Source organism: Corynebacterium sp. HMSC055G02, from assembly GCF_001809065.1.
GTDB classification, from domain to species: Bacteria; Actinomycetota; Actinomycetes; order Mycobacteriales; family Mycobacteriaceae; genus Corynebacterium; species Corynebacterium jeikeium_D.
In genome coordinates, this window is the sequence record NZ_KV795650.1 from 58,570 (window position 1) to 76,655 (window position 18,086).

18 protein-coding genes are annotated in these 18,086 nt (G+C 61.5%); 5 read left to right on the forward strand and 13 right to left on the reverse strand.

The window, feature by feature from the left end:
* Positions 1-50: 50 nt before the first annotated feature.
* On the reverse strand, positions 51-254 hold the full coding sequence (locus HMPREF2547_RS05020; protein WP_005511370.1) for a cold-shock protein: 204 nt from the start codon (positions 252-254) through the stop codon (positions 51-53).
* Between the two features lie 313 nt (positions 255-567).
* On the opposite strand from HMPREF2547_RS05020, the gene HMPREF2547_RS05025 reads away from it, so the two are divergent.
* Positions 568-2,904 carry a DEAD/DEAH box helicase gene (locus tag HMPREF2547_RS05025; protein WP_070604973.1) on the forward strand — a complete coding sequence of 779 codons (2,337 nt, stop codon included), beginning with the start codon at positions 568-570 and terminating at the stop codon, positions 2,902-2,904.
* On the opposite strand, the gene HMPREF2547_RS05030 is transcribed toward HMPREF2547_RS05025, so the two are convergent.
* The 7 genes from HMPREF2547_RS05030 to HMPREF2547_RS05060 all read right to left on the reverse strand — a co-directional run bounded on the left by HMPREF2547_RS05030 (position 2,888) and on the right by HMPREF2547_RS05060 (position 8,232).
* Positions 2,888-3,253 carry an Rv3654c family TadE-like protein gene (locus HMPREF2547_RS05030; protein WP_049193087.1) on the reverse strand — a complete coding sequence of 122 codons (366 nt, stop codon included), beginning with the start codon at positions 3,251-3,253 and terminating at the stop codon, positions 2,888-2,890. The genes HMPREF2547_RS05025 and HMPREF2547_RS05030 overlap by 17 nt on opposite strands.
* Positions 3,250-3,603 (reverse strand): TadE family type IV pilus minor pilin, encoded by a 354-nt coding sequence (locus HMPREF2547_RS05035; RefSeq protein WP_053092999.1) that lies wholly within the window; start codon positions 3,601-3,603, stop codon positions 3,250-3,252. The genes HMPREF2547_RS05030 and HMPREF2547_RS05035 overlap by 4 nt, the downstream gene beginning before the upstream one ends.
* Positions 3,596-3,868: a DUF4244 domain-containing protein gene (locus tag HMPREF2547_RS05040; protein WP_070604947.1), complete on the reverse strand. Its 273-nt coding sequence runs from the start codon at positions 3,866-3,868 to the stop codon at positions 3,596-3,598. The genes HMPREF2547_RS05035 and HMPREF2547_RS05040 overlap by 8 nt, the downstream gene beginning before the upstream one ends.
* 206 nt (positions 3,869-4,074) lie before the next feature.
* Positions 4,075-4,728: a type II secretion system F family protein gene (locus tag HMPREF2547_RS05045; protein ID WP_070604949.1), complete on the reverse strand. Its 654-nt coding sequence runs from the start codon at positions 4,726-4,728 to the stop codon at positions 4,075-4,077.
* The gene (locus tag HMPREF2547_RS05050; protein ID WP_070604952.1) at positions 4,725-5,615 is read right to left on the reverse strand and encodes a type II secretion system F family protein; all 891 of its coding nucleotides are present in this window, start codon (positions 5,613-5,615) and stop codon (positions 4,725-4,727) included. The genes HMPREF2547_RS05045 and HMPREF2547_RS05050 overlap by 4 nt, the downstream gene beginning before the upstream one ends.
* A gap of 78 nt (positions 5,616-5,693) precedes the next feature.
* On the reverse strand, positions 5,694-6,839 hold the full coding sequence (locus HMPREF2547_RS05055) for a TadA family conjugal transfer-associated ATPase (RefSeq protein WP_080985603.1): 1,146 nt from the start codon (positions 6,837-6,839) through the stop codon (positions 5,694-5,696).
* Positions 6,832-8,232, reverse strand: a complete 1,401-nt coding sequence (locus HMPREF2547_RS05060) for a CpaE-like family protein (RefSeq protein WP_246819627.1) — start codon at positions 8,230-8,232, stop codon at positions 6,832-6,834. The genes HMPREF2547_RS05055 and HMPREF2547_RS05060 overlap by 8 nt, the downstream gene beginning before the upstream one ends.
* Before the next feature lie 636 nt (positions 8,233-8,868).
* Between HMPREF2547_RS05060 and HMPREF2547_RS05065 the strand changes: the two genes are divergently transcribed.
* A complete protein-coding gene (locus tag HMPREF2547_RS05065; RefSeq protein WP_083296860.1) occupies positions 8,869-9,768 on the forward strand; it encodes an HAD family hydrolase in 900 nt (299 codons plus the stop codon).
* Positions 9,769-9,792: 24 nt separating this feature from the next.
* Here HMPREF2547_RS05065 and HMPREF2547_RS05070 read toward each other — a convergent pair whose 3' ends face one another.
* On the reverse strand, positions 9,793-10,800 hold the full coding sequence (locus HMPREF2547_RS05070; RefSeq protein ID WP_083296861.1) for a Fic family protein: 1,008 nt from the start codon (positions 10,798-10,800) through the stop codon (positions 9,793-9,795).
* A gap of 204 nt (positions 10,801-11,004) precedes the next feature.
* On the opposite strand from HMPREF2547_RS05070, the gene HMPREF2547_RS05075 reads away from it, so the two are divergent.
* Complete coding sequence (locus tag HMPREF2547_RS05075) at positions 11,005-11,505, forward strand: phage holin family protein (RefSeq protein WP_016421928.1); 501 nt, start codon at positions 11,005-11,007, stop codon at positions 11,503-11,505.
* A gap of 93 nt (positions 11,506-11,598) precedes the next feature.
* A complete protein-coding gene (locus HMPREF2547_RS05080; protein ID WP_070604957.1) occupies positions 11,599-12,576 on the forward strand; it encodes an alpha/beta fold hydrolase in 978 nt (325 codons plus the stop codon).
* Between the two features lie 83 nt (positions 12,577-12,659).
* Here the strand turns inward: HMPREF2547_RS05080 and HMPREF2547_RS05085 are convergent, their stop codons facing one another.
* From HMPREF2547_RS05085 to nth, 4 genes are read right to left on the reverse strand one after another with little or no spacing between them, the layout of a single operon-like run.
* Entirely contained in the window at positions 12,660-13,856 is a 1,197-nt protein-coding gene (locus HMPREF2547_RS05085) for a MarP family serine protease (RefSeq protein ID WP_070604961.1), read from the reverse strand.
* Positions 13,853-14,710, reverse strand: a complete 858-nt coding sequence (locus HMPREF2547_RS05090) for an NUDIX hydrolase (RefSeq protein WP_049189452.1) — start codon at positions 14,708-14,710, stop codon at positions 13,853-13,855. Before HMPREF2547_RS05090 ends, HMPREF2547_RS05085 begins: the two co-directional genes overlap by 4 nt.
* Positions 14,707-15,465: a TlpA family protein disulfide reductase gene (locus tag HMPREF2547_RS05095; RefSeq protein WP_070604964.1), complete on the reverse strand. Its 759-nt coding sequence runs from the start codon at positions 15,463-15,465 to the stop codon at positions 14,707-14,709. Before HMPREF2547_RS05095 ends, HMPREF2547_RS05090 begins: the two co-directional genes overlap by 4 nt.
* A gap of 16 nt (positions 15,466-15,481) precedes the next feature.
* Entirely contained in the window at positions 15,482-16,411 is a 930-nt protein-coding gene (nth, locus tag HMPREF2547_RS05100; RefSeq protein WP_168161657.1) for an endonuclease III, read from the reverse strand.
* A 500-nt stretch (positions 16,412-16,911) separates the two neighbouring features.
* Between nth and glxR the strand changes: the two genes are divergently transcribed.
* Positions 16,912-17,595: a CRP-like cAMP-activated global transcriptional regulator GlxR gene (gene glxR, locus HMPREF2547_RS05105; RefSeq protein WP_005511668.1), complete on the forward strand. Its 684-nt coding sequence runs from the start codon at positions 16,912-16,914 to the stop codon at positions 17,593-17,595.
* The last annotated feature ends 491 nt before the right edge of the window (positions 17,596-18,086 follow it).

Here is an 18,086-nt window from a genome sequence, read left to right on the forward strand (position 1 = left end):
TCCGCGCGCCAAACCAGACAATAGCCCAGTTCAACCCGGAAACGGTTGACTTACAGAGGCTTCACGTCCAGAGCCTGCGGACCCTTCTGGCCCTCACCAATCTCAAACTCGACTGCCTGGTTCTCTTCCAGCGTCTTGAAACCAGTGCCCTGGATCTCGGAGTAGTGAACGAACACGTCGTTGCCACCGTCAGCTGGGGCGATAAACCCGAAGCCCTTCTCCGAGTTGAACCACTTCACAGTACCCTGTGCCATTACAAAACTTCCCAACTTCAGGATTCGATAAAACAAGTATTCGCCACACATCCGTCCACACACGATGGGGTAAACACGGCCAGAACACCCTTTCGCCTCGTGCGAGTTTTTGCTGGGTGCCCGTTGGCGGGCGATACACTCAAAAAGTCTGCCACGTTTGGGGCGCGAACGCCGATTAGGAACAGCTTCTTGCCACCCCCGTAAACCCGTGTTCGGAGTCCGGAGAAACTGGGGTGTCGAATAGCGAGAATGTGGCTGGTAGGAAGCGTCGTCAAGCATATGAAGTGCGCGTTTACAGGAAAGGGTGGTGTCGGTGGAGTCGTTTGGGCGGGAGCTGCTGGGGCCGGTTATTCGTGCGCATCCGCGGGCGACGGTGACGCACATTGCGGATCTTCCTGCGCGTGCTGGCGTGACCGCGCCTTGGCCTGAGTGGGTGCCAAGTTGGCTAAGAGAAGTGCTGGTAGATCGCGGAATTGAGAACCTGTGGACTCATCAGGCGACAACCGCGAACCTCGCCCGCGAGGGCGTGCACTGCGTCGTCGCGACGGGCACGGCGTCGGGTAAATCGCTCGGCTACCTGCTGCCCGTGCTCACAGAACTGTCCGCCACCCCCGCGGCCACCGCGCTGTACCTCTCTCCGACCAAGGCGCTGGGCGCCGATCAGCTGGACACTGCACGCGCGATGGCACCGGCGTCGCTGAGTTCGCTGATTTCGCTTTACGACGGCGACACCCCGCAAGATGCCCGGCGCGCCATCCGCGACCATGCCCGTTGGGTGTTTACCAACCCCGATATGCTGCATGTTTCGGTCCTCGGCAACCATGTTCGGTGGACGCGGATGCTGCGCAACCTGCGTTATATCGTCGTCGACGAATGCCATGCCTATCGAGGCGTGTTCGGCGCCAACGTCTCTCAGATTCTGCGTCGCCTCCTGCGGCTATCCCGTGAGTACGGTGCCTCGCCGACCGTGATTTTTGCCTCTGCGACGACCAACGACCCCGCTGACCAGGCTCGTCGCCTCATCGGCGAGCCTGTCGAGGCCATCACCGAAGACGGCGCCCCGGTCGGCGAGCGGACTATCGCCCTGTGGGAACCCGGCCTGCTCCCCGACCTCCAAGGCGAGAACGGCGCCCCCGTGCGCCGCCCCGCCCCGACCGAGGCCGCGGATATCATGGCCGACCTGCTTGTCGAGGGCGCCCGCACCCTGACCTTCACCCGTTCGCGAAGCAGTGCTGAGAAGGTAGCGCTCGGCGTGCGCGAGCGCCTGGAGAAGCGTCGCCGCAGCGATATCGCTGAGCGCATCGAGTCTTACCGGGCCGGCTACCTGGCCGAAGAGCGCCGCGACATCGAGCGCATGCTCGATGACGGCACTCTGCTAGGTGTGGCCACCACCAATGCACTGGAGCTGGGCATTGACGTCGGCGGCCTCGACGCGGTGGTACAGGCCGGTTTCCCGGGCACGGTCGCTTCGTTCTGGCAGCAGGCCGGCCGCGCGGGCCGTCGTGGCCAGGGAGCGCTGGTGGTGTTGGTGGCTCGCGATGACCCCATGGACACGCACTTGGTCCACAACCCGTCCGCGCTGCTGGGCCGACCGGTGGAGAAGACCGTCTTCGATCCCCGCAACCCGCATGTGGTGTGGTCGCACCTCTACTGCGCGGCTGTGGAGAAACCCGTCACCACCAGCCAGCTTCAAGCGTGGGGAACCCTACCCGTAGCCGAGGACATGGTGACAGCAGGCTGGTTGCGCAAGCGCACCTGGGACGGACAAGAGCCCGTCTACTACCCGACCGACCGCGATGAGGGACCGCGCATTGCCACTGCCCACGATGCCGTGAACGTCCGTGGCGGCGATGGTCAGGAAGTAGCTATCGTCGACCAGACCGATGGTCGACTGCTTGGCACCATCGATCTTGGCCGTGCGATGCAGCAGGTCCACGACGGTGCCGTCTACTTGCACCGCGGTGAGTCCTACCTTGTCGACCAGCTGGACTTCGACAGCCTCGTCGCCCTAGTCCACCCCGAGCAGCCACGCTATTCCACCAGCTCGCGCATGGACACCACCATCCGCATCCTCGATGTTGACGATATGCGCCGCTACCAGGGCTTACAGGTCGCCTCGTGCCAGGTCGAGGTCTTTCACCAGGTCACCTCCTATCTTCGTCGCCTGGATACCGGCGAGATTCTCGACAGTGTTGAACTTGACTACCCTCCGCAACGTTTGGTCACGCGCGCCGTGGCCTACACAATGCCCGAGTCCACCCTGCGCTCGTGGGGTGTGGGCTCCGACATCGCGCCGGGGGCTCTTCACGCAGCCGAGCACGCGGCTATCGGCATGCTGCCACTGATTGCCACCTGCGACCGCTGGGACATCGGCGGTGTTTCCACGGTCATGCACGCCGATACCCAGCAGCCCACCGTTTTTGTGTACGACGGGCACCCTGGTGGTGCGGGGTTTGCCGACCGTGGCTACGAGGCCTTCGCTCAGTGGATTCGCGCGACCCGCGATGCCGTCGCCGCCTGCGAGTGCGAATCCGGCTGCCCATCGTGCATCCAGTCGCCCAAGTGCGGCAATGGCAACGATCCGTTGGACAAGGCCGGCGCAATCAAGGTGCTCAGTGGGGTGTCGCGCGCGCTTAACGGCGGCCAGTAGCAGCATCCTTCACCGCTACCGGCCCTGCTCTGGACGTGGCTTTTCTCTCCTTTCGTTGGACGCTGACCTGCACGTCCTCCCCATCAATCTCGCAGGCCACAAGGCGTGCGTGGTTAGCTTTTGCGATTGCCCCCGCAGCTTTGCAGGCGTCGTCGCTCTCTTGCGCAGCCACGGCACCTGCCACCGCGGCCAGATCCGCTGCTACCGCTGCTTGCCGAGCCTGCACCACCCTCACCCCGGCTGTAACTCCAACCAAAGTCAGAACGACGAAAGCGGCGATGAACAGTGCAGCTGCGACTGTGGTGGAACCTTCTTCTTCGCGGAGAAGGCGGGCTGTCACGTTTCTCATGACGATGCCGCTCTTTCCCGCAGTGCGACCGCGCGTGCTTCCAGCGAAAATGGCCCCGCTGAGCGCCGAATGGTCACGCGCACGGTACCGGAGGTTTCCGATATCGCGACCTGCCCATCCGCGTCTGCGCGAAGCTCGGCTACTGTCTCCGCATCGCCCCGCGCCTCAGCCCGTGCGATGGCTCCGGCTGCGTCGGTAAGCCCTAGGTACATTGCGATGGTGACCAGCCCTGACAGAGCCGTGACCATGACCGTGACCAGTGCCGCGAGACCGAAAGCGGTCTCTACCGTGGTTTGGCCTTCGTCGCCGACGCACAGGCGATGAAGCGTAGAGCGGATGCGGCTAGACATCGGTGTTGAGCGCCCTTTCGATGATGTCGGTGAGCGCCTGGGTGATATCGCCGCCGGTCACTACGGTGTAGAGCAGGGCCCCGAAAGCGGCGGCAGCGATCGTTCCGAGAGCATATTCCACAGTTGACATGCCGTTTTCCTCGGTTACCAGTGCGCGCAGGCGCTTGTGCAAATACGAGCGCAGCTGGGACTGCGCAGCGGTCAGCGGATTGGTTGAAGAGTTGGTTGGAAGGCTGGTTGGACGGTTGGAGTTTTGAGCGGTCATGAATCTTTCCCCCTATGTGGATGTCGAGTGACAGGTCAGTTGTGAGGTGTGGTGCGCATTGGCGCGCGCCGATCCGCGTTGATGCGTGTTGGATTGCAGCGCGGCAGGCGGCCCGCGCGCACAAACGAGATCGCAATCGAAAGCGCAACCAACTCTGCGTCTGGCGCGTGCCAGCGCGCGAGGCTGGGCGCAGAAGTGTCCACGCTTCATGACGGCATCAGTCCTGCAAACATTTCGTCGGCAAGCCCAGCGATGGTGGGCACCAAACCCAGCACCACAAACGCGGGTAGAAAGCACAACGCCAGCGGCCCGGCAATGAGGACACCAGCCTTTTCAGCGACGGCTTGCGCCGCATCGTGCGCTTGACTGCGGTACGTGGCAGCGGTGTCCTCCAAGGCCTGCGCCAGAACGGTGCCGGATTCGCTTGCGCGGCGCCCAGCCGTCGCCAGAGGCACGAGCGCGGGTGTGGCAGCAAGGCTGTCCCAAGCGGAGTGCGCGCCCACAGACAACCTGGCGGAACACTGTCGAAGTGGCTCGGCCAACTCCGGGTTTGCGCCATCGGCAGCTGCTGCCATGGCCTGCGACAACGGCATACCGGAGCTCAAACAAGCGCCAATGATGTCCAGGGCCGCTGCGGCATCGAGCAGCACAGCCGGGCTGAGGCGCTCCCCGCCAATGACAGTTCGCACACGTTCCCGCACCTGTGCGACAATCCGCGACACCCGACTGGTCACCTGCCTCCACACGCCTCCTCGCGTACGAGCATCCGACTCCGCTACCAATTCGGGCAGTCGGCTGCGGACGGGATTGAACGTCGGCAAGCAGAGGTAGACGGCGATGAGAAGTGCGGCAGCGATCATTGTCCGGCCTCCGCACGATCGATGATGGCGACGGCCCATTCAATGCCCGCGCACACCAGCCCGACACCAATGACCAGCACAATTCCTCCAATACCGCGACTGAGGAACTCGAAGGGGGACGCTCCGAAAGCTTGCCCCATAATCAGCCCGAAGACTGGGAGCGAAGCCAAAATGGCAATCGTCATACGTGGTCCCGCCAGCGCGGCCGACGTCTGTGAGCGATGTGCCTGACGAGCCTGCAGATCACCCCGCGCGCAGTCCAGTAACCCGGCCAAACTTAGACCATGTTGCTGCGCCACCGTCCACATACGCCCAATCCGACGCAGTTGCTCCGAAGATTCTTTGGTCTCCCACGGGTCGGCGAAGTTCGCGCGGTGCGCCGCGTGCGCAAGATGATCGGCCAACACAGTCATGTCCTCTGCCCTGCGCAATTCCGCTGCTGCCGCGTTGAGCGCTCTTGAGGCCGCCGCACCTGCGCGCAACTGCGCGGTCAAGGTTTCCAGCGCTACCGCAGCGCTGTCCGCTTCCCGACGTTCACAGCGCCTCTCCCCCACAGCGCGCACTACGGCTCCTGCGGTGCGGCCCAGCAATAGCCCGGCTATGCCACCTGGAATCCCGGCGAGCCACAGCAACACAAGTGCCGGGCCTGCAACGATGAGAATCGATAGCCCTGCAGTTCGATTCGCACTGCCAGTGCTTGCTGGACTCGACCCCGTGGAACCAGCACCAAGCCCAACCATGCGCTGCAACCACTTCAGCCCGCCGGACACCTCGCGGGCACGGCCTGCCAGTGCTCGCGAGCGCACCGCCGCCGAGCTGTCCGGCCAGATAGCGACTGCCGCAGCCGCTCCCCCAATGAACATCGCCACGCTAAACCCTTCCCCCATAGCTGTTAATCTCCCCGTCTAATCCCCTGACTTTTCCTCTAGTCATTCCATCGGTTATTCCACCGGTTATTCCACCGGTTATTCCCCGCCAACCAGCAACTTCTGCAACGCTTCCCAACCCGGCCCAGGCCCATCCCGAGCAGTCCAGACCTCCACCACCTCCGGTGGGTTACCGCGCAGCAGCCCGATCTGTGCCAGCCGGCGAACATCAGCGCGTTCGACCACCAACACCACCTGCACCGCCGAGACCAACTGCGCATGCAGCCCGGCGCGACCAAGGCCACCGATCAACCCCAGGGCCTCAAAGCGCGCGACGACATCCCCAATCCGGTTGGCGTGAATTGTCCCCGCCCCACCGCGATGCCCCGTATTCAACGCTGCCAGCAGATCCACCACTTCGGCGCCTCGAATCTCACCGACAACAATGCGGTCGGGACGCATGCGCAGCGCCTGCTTCAGCAACTCCTGCTGCCCAATCGCACCGGCACCCTCCAGGTTGGCGGCCCTGGTCACCAGCTTCACCACATGCGGGTGCTGAGGTTGCAACTCCGGAGTGTCCTCGATACACACAATGCGCTGGTCAGGATTAACTTCTGAGAGCATCGCCGCCAATAGCGTGGTCTTTCCCGCACCCGTGCCACCGGCGACAATAAACGACAGCTGTCTCGCCACGATTCCCCGCAACACCGGCAGAATTTCCGGTGGAAATAGCCCGACATCGCATAGCTCCGCAAGTCCGCGACGAGCCGGACGCAACACCCGCAGGCTAATCTGAGTGCCGGTCGCCGACGGTGGTGAAAGCACCGCATGAACTCGCACACCACAGCCGCCGACACCACCAGGAATATGGCCGTCAGCCCAGGGTTGCGCGTCGTCAAGCCTTCGTCCACACCGCGACGCGAGCCGCACCGCATACGCGCGCACCTCGCCCTCGTCCGCGAAGGAAATCTCGGCGCGCTCCAGTCCGTTGCCCGCGTCGACCCAGACCTCGCCCGGCGCGGTTACCAGCACATCGCTGACACCCGGGCGTCGCAACAGCGCATCCAACACACCCGCGCCCACTGTTTCCTCGCGAATCGTGCGTAGAATCTCCAGCACCTTCACATCGGAGACAACCCCCGAGGTCTCTGCGCGAATGATGTCGGCGACCTCGCTATGCGATGCCACCCCAGGCCGCTCCGCAAGCGCCGCCCGCACCGCCGCTAACAGCCTGACGTCATCCATCGCCACCACCGCCGACAAGGGCAAACATCGCTTCCAATCCCCGCGTCAGCTTGCCGACGGTTCCTGCGAGCCCGCCCACATCTATCTCGTGAGCTACCTTCTTGCAGTACTCAATCTCACCAACAATGGGCAGGTCGAGAGCGTATTCCACCTCTTCGACACTGATATCGCGGTGCTGCTGGTACCTCACTGCAAGATTTGGGGTGAACCCCGCCTGTGCACAGATGCTCGCCAAGGGGCCAGCGGCTGCGATAGCTCGAACGGAGGTGGGCAGGACTATGACGGTGTCATCGGCAAGTGCGCCGAGAGTGGTGACGTACTCCACCTGCTTCGGGCAGTCCACGATGACCGTAATTCCGGCATGAATAAGGCAACTAATGGTGCTGGCAATGTGCCGGACATCGTCGGGCCTGTCGGTTCTGTCGGCGCTGTCGAATTTGTTGTTCGCAGAGGCGTGGTTGTAAGTCGTCTCGGGCGTGCGACTGCGAGTCCACGTCAACACTTTCAGAGCGGGTGATCGCGGGCAGGATGGCAGTGCTTCGTAGAGTGCCGCCCCGTCGAGACGACCATCAGCAGCCGAGAAGTCCTGCCACCTCAGTCCCGGTTCCGTTTCCATCCCGAGCACCAGATCAATGCCTCCTGCCAGTGCGTCCGAGTCCACCAAACAGACTGGCTTTTCACGGGATAGAACCAATGCACTCGCCGCCGCAACAATGGAAGCCCCGGCACCGCCGACCGCAGGAACCAACATCAGGCACGTTGCCGTGGAGTCGGTTGTAGTCGCCGGCGTGTTCGATACGGGCTCTGTACCCGGTGCCGTAATCACGTCGGTGCTTGCAGGTGACGCTGGGTTCTGATGGTGGTTCAGGAGGCTCGAGCCGTTTTGGTGATTGGTGGGATTCGGAGCATCCGGGCGTACGTCGCCACGGCCGAGCAGCTCGACAATATCGACGTTATCCGCGGGCAAACTAGCACTGTAAACAGGAGCTAAAACCTTCGCTACCTGCGCATCTTCCGCCTCAGTATCACTGCGGACCAGAAAGATTGCTCCCTCACAATGAGGCCGCCCGGCTAATCTTCGGGCTGCCGGTGCATCGACGAACACCGCTGGTGCCCGACGCCACAGGGCCGATGAAACTCCCGCTCCTGTCGATACTGACGATGGGGAAGGCTCTGGGGCTGATGATGATAGTGATGCTGGCGGCGAAGCAAATGTTTGTGCGGCCACTGGCGCTGCAGCCACAGGTGGCACGGTCTCCTGCACACAGTCACGACCGGTAGCAGCGACTATGAGCGCAACCTCTTCACGCAGCGCTTCATCATCGACGGCGTTGACTACTGGATTTGTTGGAGCCTCGGTTCGCTGAGCCATGGACAGTTTCTTGATCGCCATGGCCATAGCGTGCACTACAGGGCGGATTCAATGATGCCCACAAGGGGCCAAAACCTCGCTGTCTGTGGATAATTTTCAGACTGTGGATAACTGCAGAACGCCACGTCGCCTTTGCCTTATGCTACTGCGTAGCATGACTACTGCGCGGCCTAGCCAATGCAAGTTAGTGACTGCGTTTATGACAAAAATGGCACGAAAAATGGCTTGAAAGTGTCATAAACTCATTCAGTTTCACATTTGCAGCCCGCAATTTTTACTACATACCCCTCACCATTGGGCCAAAAAGGGGCGACGCCCCGCGCCGGGGGGGGATTGGCGCGAGGCGTCTTTAACCGGCTCGGGGGGGGGATTGAGCCGGGGCGGCCTCGCAGTCTGTTTCTAAAAAGAACAAGAAGGGGCCAGCCACGTCCAAGTATTACATATCCCGAGGAATCTGCAAATACCTTACAAAGGATTTAATGCCCAATATGTTCGATGTCACGTTTCCTCGATTAATCGCGCCCAGGAAATGCCGCGCCCCAATCGCCGCCAAGCCCCCACGACCGCCACTGCCCCAATCCCCCAGTCCCCCACCCAGCAGTTAAACACTCATAATGCTCTCCCCGTGCCCGACATCCATGGGTAAGCTCGGAGTCTATGAACACCGGCGAGAACAAGGCTTCAACAACGCCGCAGCCGCGCGCTTCTACGGACACGAGCAGCTCTAAAGATGCCCAAATCGCTGCAGGCCTCCACGCCACCGCTGACTCTCGCGTCGCTGCGTTCTTTGACCTGGATAAAACCATTATTGCCAAGAGCTCGGCATATGCGTTCAACAAGCAATTCCTCGAGCGCGGCATCATTTCGCCGACGGACATGCTGCAAATGGCGCTCAGCCATGCCCTGTACATGTCGCAGGGGCACGATGAGGCGCAAATGGAGGCCACCCGCGAGCAGTTTTCCGCCCTTATCGCTGGTCACAGCGCCAGGGAGCTGCGCCAGGTCGCCATCGAAACCCTAGAGCAGAACATCACGCCGTACATCTACGCCGAGGCATTGGAGCTCATTCGTAAACACCGCGCACAGGGGCATCAGGTGTTCATTATCTCGGCATCAGCCCGGCAGATTGTTGAGCCCATTGCGCAGGCGCTCGGTGTCTACAACGTGGTGGCCACCGAGCTGGAGGTCCGCGATGGGTTCTTCACGGGTGAAACGGAGTTCTTCTGCCGAGGCGAAAACAAGGCTGTGCAGATGCGTCGGATAGCGGAAAAGCGCCAGTTCAACCTGGCCGAATGCTTTGCGTACTCGGATTCCATCACTGATGAGCCCATGCTGGCTGCAGTCGGCCATCCCGTTGTGGTCAATCCCGATCGCGCTCTGCGCAAGATTGCGGCAGAGCGTGAGTGGCCTGTGCGCCAATTCCGGAATCCCGTCCCGCTGTTTCGCGCGCCGTCGAAACGCAATGCTGCAATTCTTGCCGGCGTCACACTGGCGCTTGGCGCGGGTGCGACGCTGTTGGCACTGCGCAAAAACGACGACGAGCCAAAGGCCGACTAACCCACCATCCAGCAGCCGGCCCGCCTACACCGCTTCGGCGATACCGCGCGCTTCCACGGCACCGGCCTTCAGCCCCTCCAGATGCAGGAGAATCCACGAACGCAGGCCATCGGCGTTTCCCGACGCGAACCCCTCTGCGGCCTCGAAATACTCCTGGCGGTGGCGCGTCCAGTAGACCTCGGGCACGGCCAAGCCACGCGGATCCAGGCCGGTTGCGACAGTCGTCAGCCGCGAGGCGGCGCGGGCGATGATGCCGTTGTGGTACTCAAAGGGGCGCAGAGTCAGCAGTTCACCGTGCACAATCGCCGAGAGCACACCAGCATGGATCTGGCTGCGGCCAGTGATGAAGTCACCGAGCACGTGCAGACGCTGTTCCTTCATCGCAGACGAGAGCTTGTCGTCACCAACCGGACGCCCGGCTTTCATCCGCGCCTCGGAACCGTCTTCAGTCTCACCTGCGGGCGATGCGTTCAACGCAAACTTGGCCAGCACCTGCTGCGGAGCGCGCTGCCACACGCGAGTGGTCTCACCAATTGACTCCGGGGAAATGGTGTCGGCAACCCGAAGGGCTGCTGCGAGTACGGGATCGGTGATGTTGCCGTCGTCGGGAAGCGATGGCTCGCCGCCTTCTAGCCACGCCGATGCCCGAGCGCCACGAAGGACCGACTCGGAGCCGGTGACGTTGTGCTTGCGCAGGTTGGCCTTGTGCCTGTGGACGGCCTGGATGGCCTTGGCCGCGACATCAGCCGCGTGTGCAACGCCGTCGAGCTGCCACAGGGGCGCGAGGGGGTCCTTGGGGTCAAGCTGCGGAATAGCAGCGGCGGGAGCACTGTCAGCGCCACCGGCACCCGATTCAGATGCCTTCGCCTGCGCTGCCTCACGCTCTGCGCGCTTCTTCGCCGACACGGAGGACACACCCAGGCTCATGCCAGCTAGGCCACCCTTTCCGACACCGGCGCCATTGCCGTCACCATTGCCAGCACCGGCACCAACTCCATCGGCTCCACGCACGTTCTCAGGCTGATTGTTCATATCCCACACCCTAATTCTTCACCGCTAAGTAAGTGACAAACTTATATAGAAATGGTCAAAGATGAGAAAAACTTCAACGAGTTCTTGGCTTTTTCGCCCTTATGGCGCGCCCTACCCACAATCAGAGGTAGTATGGCAGTTTGTAACTGCAGTTTTAAAGTTTCAAACCATCTTTTCCAACCATCTGCGTAGGAGGAAGTACACGTGAGCAACGACGATACGAAGGGTCTCTTTACCGACGGCACCGAACCGCGTGTTACCGCTATCCCGCTGAGTGATGTGGATAGCAACGCATCGGGTGATGCTAGCGTCGGCCAGCTCGTGTCTAATGCTTCTTCGCAGATTTCCGCTCTGGTTCGCTCTGAAATTGAGCTGGCCAAGGCCGAAATTGCTGGCGAGGCTAAGAAGGGCGCAGTTGGCGGTGGCTTCTTCGCGGTTGCCGGCGTCGTCGCGCTGTACTCCTCGTTCTTCTTTTTCTTCTTCCTCGGCTGGCTGCTGGATGTTTGGCTGCCAACCTGGGCTGCATTCCTCATCGTTTTCGTTTTGATGCTGGTCATCGCCGGTGTCGCGGCACTGCTGGGTCTGAAGAAGGTCAAGTCGATCCGCAAGCCGGAGAAGACCATCGAGTCGATGCAGGAGCTGAAGGGGGTCGTGCCGTCGGGGTCGGCGAAGAAGTCTTCGCAGTCGAACGGTATGTACACCTAAAGGCTTAAAAGAAATTGGGCGGGACTTGTTGGTCTCGCCCTTTTGTCTTATTCAGTCCCGGTTTAAGCCCTTCGGAAAAGGTATTTTCCCCTCATGACCTCCCTCAGCGATTCTCTCACTGGCCCCTGGCGTCATCGTCTCATTCACGTCCGCGGCCAGCGCCTACACATCGCCGAGTGCGGCCGCCCCTCCGATCCGCTCGTGTTGTTTATTCACGGCTCGACTGGCGGTTGGTTTGAATGGCGCGAGGTTCTGCCACTGCTTAACGACGACTCTGGCGACCCCCTCCCCGTGCACGCTGTGGCTATCTCTATGCGTGGCTACGGTCAGTCCGACCGAACACCGCAAGGCTACGATCCGTTTGAGGCGGCCCAGGACATCGCCTCATCGATTCGCTCGTTGGGGCACTCGACCGCGCTGCTGGTCTGTCAGGGGTTCGGCACCTGGGTGGCGTGGACGTTGGCTTCGCGGCAGCCCAATCTTGTCTCCGGAATTATTGGTTGTGGTGCTGCACATCCGAAAGTGTGGCTGAACCAGTTGAAGAGCCCGTGGTCGGAGGACTTCCGCAGTAGCCTGGCTCCCCTGCTGCGCCGTTCGTGGTGGGACTCGCGGCCACGGGTACCGCAGTTGCGTCGCAATAAGTTCAGCACGCAGGCGGCTGAGGCTCGCCAGCAGCGGCTTATTGACCGCATCGTGCGCGAGTCCATGTCCACCACCGGGCAGGGGTTCGCCGAGACCCCCGAGGGAAAACAGACCGCGGAACTCATGGCTGACAGCCTGGCCAGTGGTGCACTCCGCCCTGCACTGGCTCACATGAATTGGTGGACGCGGCCGGCTCCGGCCGCTTTCCGCAAGTGGTTGAGTGCGATGGAGGGCCCGTCGAAAAACGATGAGCACACGGTGCTGCTCGTCGGCGAGCAGGACACTCGTACCCCACCTGCGCTGGTGGAGCTCAGCTCCACCCACGTGCGCGTTGTGCCGGATTGCGGGCACTTCCTGCCGGCAGAGAAACCTCAGGCTGTGGTGCAGGCAATCAGGGATCACCTGCACTGGTTGCCAGAGGGGTCTTAGACTCCGGCACGGCTGAAGCCAGCCAGAACTCTCCTGCGGCTGGGGCTGGGGGCTGCCCTGCCCACAGACACACAACTTTCCGCTTACCCCGCCACACACTCCTGCGTACTGATGGCCCCGTAGTTATCCAGCGCCTCATCAATGTGTGGCTGGACTTCGGCGTGCGTCAGCGCGTAACCAGTCTGGTCATTGTTCACACCGGCACCGAAGACCAAACCCAGGATCTGCCCCTGTGGCGTAATCAGTGGGCCGCCCGAGTTACCGTGGCGCACATCTGCCTTCAGAACATAGGACTGACGCTCGTGCCTGGTCGACGAATAAATATCCGGGCCTCGAATAATGATGTTCTCCGTCACGCGCGCAGGTGTGGCCTTAAAGGGGCCGGACTCGGGAAAGCCCAGCACTACCGCGTCATCGCCCGGACGAGCTTCCTGGTCCGCCCACTGCATAGGCTCCAGGGGTAGGTCGGTGGTCCGGAGCAGGGCGACGTCGTCAAGCGGATCGTAGTGCACGACGTTTGCGTCAGCCATGCCGACCACAGTTTCCAGCCGAACAGTGGTGGCGCCGGCGACCACGTGCGCGTTGGTGAGAATCAGATCCGGTGCGATGACAAAGCCCGTGCCCTGCAGCAAGCGTTCGCACTGCGGGGCCTCGCCCAAGACGCGGACGATGGACGGTCGAATACTGTCGACGACACCTTGTGAAATCACATTGGGGTCGGCGGGTTCATCGGGGACGTTCTGCTTGTAGCCGAATGGCGGAGCGATGGCGGGCATGCCATCGTCGCGGAGCTGGCGGAGGATGCCACTGAAGCCGTCACTCCATTCGTCGGGAGCGACCTGGTCAATGAGGTTCATGCCCTTGGACTCACGCACCCAGTCGGCGAACTGCCCGGGCACGGCGGTGGCCAGGGGTACGGCGATCATCCATGTCACTACCAGCGCAGTCACGGACTGCACGATGGCACCAAGGCTCGAATCCAGGCCGACTGCCAACGGCGAGCGAATGGTATTCCGCAGCGACTGCCCTGCCACTGTTCCCACCGCATGACCAATCAGGGCGAACAGAATCACTGTGCCGAGGCCCAGAAGAACCTTCCCCGACTGGTTCTCGACTTGCGCCATAGCTAGCGGTGCCAAGGGCACACCAATAACCAAGCCCAGGACAACGCCCAAAATGGCCATAATCGACGAGACGGCGCCCTGCTGCCAGCCGACGATAAGCGCGAAAATGAAGACCGCCAGCAGCGCAACGTCAAACACAGCGATTGCAGGCATCATCGTCGGCCTCCCTTCAGTACGGACAGTTTTTCACCATTAGCGGAACGCGCGAGCACTGGCAAAAGTTTCTGGACGTTGGTGTCGTCCCACGGTTCCGACCAGCCGGCCACATCCAGCAAGTAGGACAGCACGCCGCCGGTAAATCCCCAAACGATGAAGTCGCCAACTTTAAATGCCGGCCCTGTCCAGCCGTGATAGCCCAGCATCATGCGGTTGTCCGGATTCGTCAGATGGCTAATTGGCACATTGAGCACCGATTCCGTCTCTGCGGGGTCGACCACACGCAGCGGATGCGGTGCATGCCAATACGCCAACACCGGATTCACCGCGAAGCCAGTCCGCGAAATGTCAATCGAGTCCAGCACCCGCACCGGTGTCACCGTCTCTCGGTTCAGGCCGGTTTCTTCCTCGGCTTCACGCAGCGCGGTATCGATTTCATCCACGTCCTCGGGATCGACACGACCGCCCGGAAAAGCCATCTGGCCTGCATGCTTACGCAGGGTTGTCGCCCTGTGTGTAAGCACCACGCTGGCATCCTCCGGCCGTTGGTGCGCCTCCGCATCACCGCTGATCAGCACCAACACCGCCGACCGCGCCGGATTCCGCAACGGTTTCTCCTGCGTCGAGGAGTCTCGCCGCAACTTCGCAAACGCACGCTTCACGCTTGACGACGAAGCGGAGCGACCGGCCACCTGCTGCTCCGAGTGGCCTGTTGTGGCGTGGCTGGCGCTGCTGGCGTGACCTGCCGCGTCGTGATCAGCGCTGACCAGGTGCGGCGGCAAACTATTGGTCAACCATTTCGGCAGATACAGCCCCGAGCTTGCGTCACGATTCCACGACTGTCCCTGAGTCACTTCAATGCACCTCGCACGAGATCCGTAATCTGCTGCGCATCGGTGAATTCACCAGGATGAATGGTCGCCACCGTGCCATCTGCCTTAAACACCACGGTGATGGGCACAACTCGCGGTAGATTCAACGCTGGTCCGACCACATCGACCGTGTCCGAGTAGGTCGGTAGATTCACTCCGATTTCCTGCAGGAAGGCCTGGCCACGCCCCGCCTCGCGAGCCGCATGCACCGTCGCCACCTGCACGTCCGGATTGTCCTTGGCCCATTGCTCAATAAGCGGTAGCTCTTGGCGACACGGCGCACAGTTCCACGCCCAGACATTAAGCACTGTCGGCTTGCCCTCGACGACCTGCCCCATGTCCCCCAGTTCCACTTGCCCAGCCTCGTTGTCCTGGCCTGCCGAGTCTCCCGACTCCGCCAACAGCGGCAAGCGCACACCGGTCAGTGAGCCACTACCCGCTACCGCCGCGATCTCATCCTTCGACATCGCTGGCGCTGCCGACGCACCATCCACTTCACCATCACGGCCATCGCCATCACTGCCAGCGCCATCCGCACCGACACTCACACCAGATCCGGTCCCACCACCATCGGTCTCGTCATTGCCACTAGTGGTATTCACAATCGCGAAAATCACCAGACCCACAATGCTAACTCCCGCGATGAGCAGCGTAATCAGCGATGCCGAACGGTTAACGTCCGCCTGCCGATCCTCATAGTGGCCACCATTGTGACTATGACCGCCCTGCTCATTCACGAAAAGTGCTCCTCGACTAGTCCTGTGTCGCTGTGGTGTTGCGCGCGCTATCCCCGTCGTCAAGCGCGGAAAGTTTCTCCCCACTGTAGCCGTCATTAAGACCGGCCAGGTAGAGAAGCCATTCCCTGTCGTCTGACTTAATCAACTTCTCCGCCGTCTCCGGCTCCGCCGGACCCGCGACACCATACGACGGGCAATCCGCCGCCAAGAAGCACGCCCCGCACGCCGCCCGACGCGAATGACACACCCGGCGACCGTGGAAAATCAGGCGATGCGAAAACCACGTCCACTCCGCGCGCGGTAGCACCTCCATCATCTCGTGCTCAACGCGCACCGGATCTTCCTGCTCTGTGAGACCCATGCGCCGCACCAGACGCCCAAAATGCGTATCGACCGTCAAACCCGGCACCCCAAAAGCATTCCCCAGCACCACATTTGCCGTCTTTCGCCCCACGCCCGGCAGCTTCACCAGCTCCTCCAACGTGCCCGGCACCTCGCCGCCGTGCTGCTCCATCACCCCCTGCGCAAAACCGATGATGTTCGCGGCCTTATTCCTATAGAAACCCGTCGGCCGAACGAGCTCCTCGACCTCCTCCTGATTCGCAACCGCCAAATCGGCAGGGCTGGGGTACCTAGCGAACAGCGCCGGCGTGGTCATATTCACCCGCACGTCCGTACACTGCGCCGACAGAATCGTCGCCACCGCGAGCTCATACGGATTACGAAAGTCCAGCTCACAGTGAGCATTCGGGTATGCCACCGCCAGCGTGCGGTTAATCCGCCGCGCGCGCCGCACCATACCCAGGCGCGTCTCCTTCCCTCGCGCCGCCGGATGCGCCCCCACCGCCCGACGCTTCTTCGACGTCAGGGATCCCTGCGGGTGCGTGGGCTGGGGTTTGCTTATCTGGTGCGTGCTTAACGACGATGCCTTGCCGGTCGTATCCATGGTCGTAGTGTATCGGCTACCCCGGATTGCAATTCGCGTGCGCACCTTTCGCGGGCCGAATCCTTCGATTCGTCCGGGATGCGGATGGAACCGGTAGCAGCTCGGGCATATTCGGTCAAAAACCAAAGAAGTCATGCCCCACCACATCTTGGAACACCGTTAGCGAATTATTAGTTATAAATACACAGTTCAGCGGCTTTTCACCAGAATTCCCCACAGGCGCAGTGGCTCTTTTGCTACAGTGGTGCTTATCACATCTTGGTGACGGCGTAGTTTTGGGATGCATCTGTAGAGGCGATTTGTCGTGAAATTCGCCCAGGGATGAACCTGCCTTGAAGGCTGGCAGCGGCGTTACCGGGAAAGACCGAAAGTAGTGGAACTAGTGGGACGGGGCAGTTTCTCTTCCTGTTTGGCCACTGCAATCTGTAGTCGAGTGCTAATTTGGCGGCTGCTGGCCTGTATTTACGGTGGTTAGTGGCCCAAGACAGGAGAATTTTACCGTGGATGACGTCAAGGAGATTCTCTCCCGGGCCGGTGTATTTCAGGGAGTCGACCAGGAGGCTGTGCAGGCCTTGCTCGGCGAGCTCGAGACGGTTCGCTTCCCGCGTGGAACCACCATCTTCAATGAGGGGGAGCCGGGCGATCGGCTCTACATCATTATTGATGGCAAGGTGAAGCTGGCTCGTCGCTCAGCCGACGGTCGTGAAAACCTGTTGACCATCATGGGCCCGTCCGACATGTTCGGCGAGCTCTCCATCTTCGACCCGGGCCCGCGCACCTCCTCGGCGGTCTGCGTCACCGAAGTTTCCGCCGCGTCCATGAGTGCCGATCAGCTGCAGGAATGGGTTGGTTCGCACCCTGATGTTCCAGCTCAGCTGCTGCGCATGCTGGCCCGCCGTCTGCGCCGCACCAACAATTCGCTGGCTGACCTCATTTTCACCGACGTCCCTGGTCGCGTTGCTAAGTCCCTGCTCCAGCTGGCCAATCGCTTCGGTGTTCAAGAAGGTTCTGCTCTCCGCGTGAACCACGACCTGACTCAGGAGGAAATCGCACAGCTCGTCGGCGCCTCCCGAGAGACCGTTAACAAGGCTCTGGCAGAGTTCGCCCACCGCGGCTGGATCCGCCTTGAGGGCAAGTCCGTGCTCATCTCCGATACGGAGCGTTTGGCCCGCCGCGCACGTTAGCTTGTTGCGCACGTTAGCTTGTGGCGCACGTTAGCTTGTGGCGCTTGCGGCGCTGCCCAAACGACTCACATCCCGCAGCCTCTGCTTTTGGATCCTCGGTTCCCGTAGGAGCACATGAAACGCATGAGGCTCGCGGGATTTTTGTTGTCTTCCCCCGCTGGCCTGGCATGCTGACCTGGTATGCCGGCCTGCCATGCTGACCTGGCATGCCGGCCAAGTTTGGCGCACTTATCGATGCTTTTCTGCCACTTATCGATGCTTTCCCGGCACCTATCGATGCACCATTCACCGATTTCTCCTTGCATCAATCACTTATCGATGCGCTGTTCACTTGTGCGCGCGCTATAGCTCATCGACAAGTGGATACCTCATCGATAAGTGATTGAGCTGGCCCCGACGAGGCCAACCCACCCAACCGGCACTAGCCCACCCCAACTAGCACTAGCCCAAACAAAAAGGGGTTAAGTGACAAAAAGTGTGTCCGCTCGGTG